General features: G+C 47.0%; 6 protein-coding genes. 2 read left to right on the forward strand and 4 right to left on the reverse strand.

Annotated features, from left to right (window positions below):
* Window positions 1-291 precede the first annotated feature (291 nt).
* Entirely contained in the window at window positions 292-510 is a 219-nt protein-coding gene (locus VN105_RS26190) for a hypothetical protein (RefSeq protein WP_325645811.1), read from the forward strand.
* Between the two features lie 88 nt (window positions 511-598).
* Here VN105_RS26190 and recR read toward each other — a convergent pair whose 3' ends face one another.
* Together recR and VN105_RS26200 are read right to left on the reverse strand one after the other, a co-directional pair.
* Window positions 599-1,219, reverse strand: coding sequence for a recombination mediator RecR (gene recR / locus VN105_RS26195; protein WP_142684677.1), 621 nt, complete (start codon window positions 1,217-1,219; stop codon window positions 599-601).
* A 60-nt stretch (window positions 1,220-1,279) separates the two neighbouring features.
* On the reverse strand, window positions 1,280-2,737 hold the full coding sequence (locus VN105_RS26200) for an Ig-like domain-containing protein (protein ID WP_325645813.1): 1,458 nt from the start codon (window positions 2,735-2,737) through the stop codon (window positions 1,280-1,282).
* 106 nt (window positions 2,738-2,843) lie between these two features.
* Here VN105_RS26200 and VN105_RS26205 point away from each other — a divergent pair, with 106 nt between their 5' ends.
* Entirely contained in the window at window positions 2,844-3,320 is a 477-nt protein-coding gene (locus VN105_RS26205; protein ID WP_325645815.1) for an SRPBCC family protein, read from the forward strand.
* Here the strand turns inward: VN105_RS26205 and VN105_RS26210 are convergent.
* Window positions 3,307-3,846, reverse strand: a complete 540-nt coding sequence (locus VN105_RS26210) for a hypothetical protein (protein ID WP_325645817.1) — start codon at window positions 3,844-3,846, stop codon at window positions 3,307-3,309. The genes VN105_RS26205 and VN105_RS26210 overlap by 14 nt on opposite strands.
* A 25-nt stretch (window positions 3,847-3,871) precedes the next feature.
* Window positions 3,872-4,491: lipid A-modifier LpxR family protein (locus VN105_RS26215; protein ID WP_325645819.1), on the reverse strand; the 620-nt coding region annotated here is incomplete at its 5' end.

Consider the following 4,491-nt stretch of genomic DNA (forward strand, 5'->3'; position numbering starts at 1 on the left):
GGTTTTGAGCGGGTTTAACGAAGGGTCTTATAAATTATATATCTTCCTAAGAAAAAATAGATTTTGTTTATACCTATAAATTTAATTTGGAAGTAGTCTACAAAGTCTACTATATTTGTGGAGTAATAGAAAGGTACAATGCAACAAAATGATAGAAATACAGTGATTTACCCGGTTATGGCCTCCCACCAGCCCTCCGCCTGCACTCCCTGCAATTGCCGTTGCTGCAATTAACAGATTCATCATTAGTGCTCTTCAGATATTTATTACAACAAAAACTAAAAGTCAGTCATGACTATATCGGAACATATTCATACCCTGCATCAGCACCTGGCAAGCCTGGGACTGCAACCCGTGCCGCAAACGGCCGATGGAAACCAGTCTGAAGTGTTTAAGGTATGTTTCCTGAATAAGTATGAAATGCAGCGGTGGAAAGAGCTGCAACAGCAAAAGGAATCAGAAACCAATCATAAAATATTTCCGGACCATCCTGCAAAGGATGCTGTCTGACAAACTTTTCATAACGTGGAATTACAGGTTAAACGAAGACGGGTGCTGTTGAGCACCCGTATTTTTTTATATACCGGAGAGATACCTGTTATTTGTTCTGTACATAGCTTTCCAGTGGTAACCGGTTACTGATAGACCTTGCCAGCGTCATTTCATCCGCATATTCCAGCTCTCCTCCAAATGCAATACCACGGGCAATAGTGGTGATTTTTACAGGAAATTCCTTTAATTTTTTAGAGAGATAGTAAATGGTAGTGTCGCCTTCAATAGTGGGACTTACAGCCATGATCACTTCTTCTACACCCTGGTACTGAACTCTTTCTACCAGCGACTGGATATTAAGCTGGTCTGGCCCGATACCATCAATAGGGGAAATAATACCACCCAAAACATGGTATAAACCATTGAACTGCTGGGTGTTTTCTATGGCCATCACATCGCGGATGCTCTCTACTACGCATACTACCTGCTTTTGCCGGGAATGGCTGCTGCAAATACTGCAAACTTCCGCATCGGACACATTGTGACAAACCTTGCAGAACTGTATCTGCTGCCGCATCCGTGCTATCACATCACCAAACTGCTGTACCTGTGCTGTTTCCTGCTTCAGCAGGTGCAGTACCAGCCGCAAAGCTGTTTTTTTACCGATACCCGGCAGTTTGGCAAATTCATTTACCGCGTTTTCTATCAGCGCAGAGGAAAATATCATAATGCAAAGTTAGGAATATTGGAGCGGAGAGGGATCGCATTGCCCTCTCCGCTGTATGATTTAAATGCTTATCTTTTTGGGCACTGTCCAGTACGCCTTCAGGTTCACTTTTTCAATATTGATCACCCGCTCGGGCTGTTTTTTGGGAGAGGTATAATAGTTACCACGGTCCCATTTGCCATTACCGTTAGTATCCAGCAGCAGGCGGATGTCGTATTCACCCGGCGTTATAAACCGCTGGCTCCACTTTCCATTTACAATAGTGCCCGAATATTTGATGGTTTTGTCCTGTACCAGCTGCACCACGTAATGCATGGCCGTATCATTGATGGCGTTCCTGGTACTGTCGCCGATATTGAGCTCCGTAACGGTGAAAATGGCGTAATCCGCTACCTTTTTGGTTCTGAAGTTAATGGTATCCGCCCGGGCCAGTTGCTGTCCGGCGGTATCCGTAGGCGCATCTTTAGGAATAATAAACCGGTAAGGCGTACCTTCTTTCCAGTCATAGCCAATGGACAAACGGGTGCGGGTAGAATCCATGGTACTGGTAAAGGTAACTGGGTTGTAGGCGCTGTCTTCACCAAGGATGGTCCTGGCACTGTCGAGGTTTCTCAACGGCAGGGCAAATGTAATTCTTAATGGCGCAGGCAATTCCTGCATGCCTCCTTCAAGAGTGGCCGTAGCTGTTAATTTAGGTAGCTTCTTCTTTTTCTTTTCCTCTTCTTCCTGGTCAATCAGGGAAGAGTCAACAGGTTCCGGCGGTGGTTTAATGGTACTATCCGTTTCCATAAACAACAGGAGGTTCACATCTGAAAGGTTGCTTTCTGTTAATACAATTGGTGCATCTACAAAAGCGATCATCTCCGAAGGCTGGTTATACTGCAAGTCGCGGTCTTCTTCTTTCAGGGCAAAGATCTTATAGGAGCCGGGTGCTATGTTTTTGAAGCGGAAAGAGCCATCCCCTTTGGTTTTCGCATAGTATACCGGTTTTTCCTTTGATACAATGGAATCCGTAAGATCGCGGTACAGCATAACGGCCACATTGCTGTCTACACGGCCATTTTCCGCATCTATAAGATGGCCGGCCACCTGCAGGCTGTCGAGATAATCACCGGTAGACACCACATACTGAAAGTCTGCCGCAATATTGCGTTCGTTAATATCCCGGATGGCATCGGCAAAATTGAAGGTGTAGGTGGTGTTGGGCTTCAGGGTGTCCTTTATTTCAAGGGTCACCGTGTGCAGCTTGGCAGTCACAATAGGCGTGCGTTTCAGCGTTGGCGACACAATCAGCTTATCATTTACATTATCCAGTTCCACGTATTCGTCGAAGATAAACGTCACTTTTTTGCTGTTGAAGTGAAGGGTGGAATCCCTGGGAGTAGCCTGCAGCAACACAGGAGGCAAACTATCCCTTGGCCCGCCGCTGGGGGGCACAATGTTGGCACACCGTGTAAATGAAATGGAAATGAGGATGAACATCAGCCAGAAAACCCAGCCCCTGATATATTGATTCATGTACCTGATCGGATTAATCAGGCACAAACTTACGAACTCATTTCAAAGAATCACGAATTTGGCAGCTGCTTATAGCCAGAACCATATTTTTTCGTTAATCTTATGTATGGCCAGTATTTATTTAATACAACATACACAGGTGATCCCGGCCCGGCCGGAGGAGGTTTGGAGCTATTTTTCCAACCCCGGTAACCTGGCGCATATTACCCCTCCCTATATGCGGTTCGTTGTTACTTCCCCGCCCTATACCGGGCAGGTATACCCGGGGCAGATCATCACTTATTTTGTATCACCGGTAGCAGGAATCCCGTTGGAATGGATGACAGAGATCACCCATGTAGCTTACCTGGAATATTTTGTAGATGAGCAACGGGTGGGCCCTTACAATATCTGGCACCATGAACATCATTTCGAAACAGTACCCGGCGGCGTAAAAATGACGGACCTGGTTCATTACCGGCTACCTTTCGGCTGGCTGGGAAAACTGGCCCACAGGCTGTTTGTAAAAAAACAACTGGAGGCCCTGTTCAGCTATCGTGCCCGGGCAGTAGAAACAATATTCGGCCGGCCTACTGTTGTGTAGTGATCGTTTTGGTTAAATGCTCCCCTGTATAAAGCTGGAAGGTACTTTTGCCGGTTTTCGGAACAGCGCCCAGCCACAGCGGAACGGTACTGGCACTGCTCCGGTTGGGATTGGCGGTAGCCACAAAATGCATGGTGGCATTGTTGTTCACGTTATCGGAAGTAGCAGATTCCAATTGGATCTGTGTACCGTAAAAGGTAGGCGGCATGGTGGCGGCTACTACTATATGTGTACCGAAGTCCGGACGATCAATGGTATTGTTCATGGTTTTGGCTATACCGAACAGGCTGTCGAATGAAGCCTGGTTATCAATGAGCCAGAAGGTAAGACTGTCGCTTACTGTAATGGTGTTCTTCAGGAAATAGCCGGAAAGTGGATTTACTTCCAGCTGGCTGCTGGGGTTTACAGCTACGTTTAATGTGGTATCGCTGCCGGCGGCGGTGCTGTCATTTTCGGCTTTAGGGCCGTTGCTGGTGCAGGAAGCAGCGATTATACAGAAAAACAGGATCATCAGTTTAACATGCATGGGAATAAAGTTTTGATAAATAACATTAATCGCGGAGAATAGTTTTACGGGAGATAGGGAGGAGAAGGGTGATATTACCCACGGAATGTTTCCCGGTGCCACTCATCCATTCGGTGCGGGTTTTCTGGGTATAGCTGATGGTGGTGCGGTTAACAACAATCCCGATGCCATAGTCGATGCCAATGGTAAAGTGCCGCATATGTGTTTGCTGGTAATCGGATACTTCTTCAAAATTGGTATCGCTCGATTTGAAAATGCCGCCCTGCAGTAGCGCATTGTATCCTATAAAGCCGAACTGGGGCCTGGCAATAGCATAGAGCTGGAATCTTCTTTTGGTGGCTACAGATAAATCGCGGTGGCCGAAGTAGGGGTTGAACAGTCCTGCCCGGACATAGGACCAGGCGCTTACGGCGGTGGTCATAGTGCCCAGCCTGGCATTGGCGCCACCAATGATTTCCAGGTAATTAACCGGGTTCCAGAGCATTTTCTCATAGGTAAAATTGTAATTGATCAGCGGCGCATTGGGCACCTGGTACTCCCAGCCCCTGGGCGGCTGGTAGCCGATGAGATGATGGAAGAAGGTTTGTGTTTCTTTGGCGAGCGCCCATGGGCCCAGTACGCCGAATACAAATTCTGAGTGGAAGC

It is taken from the genome of Chitinophaga sp. (genome assembly GCF_035564935.1).
Lineage (GTDB): Bacteria > Bacteroidota > Bacteroidia > Chitinophagales > Chitinophagaceae > Chitinophaga.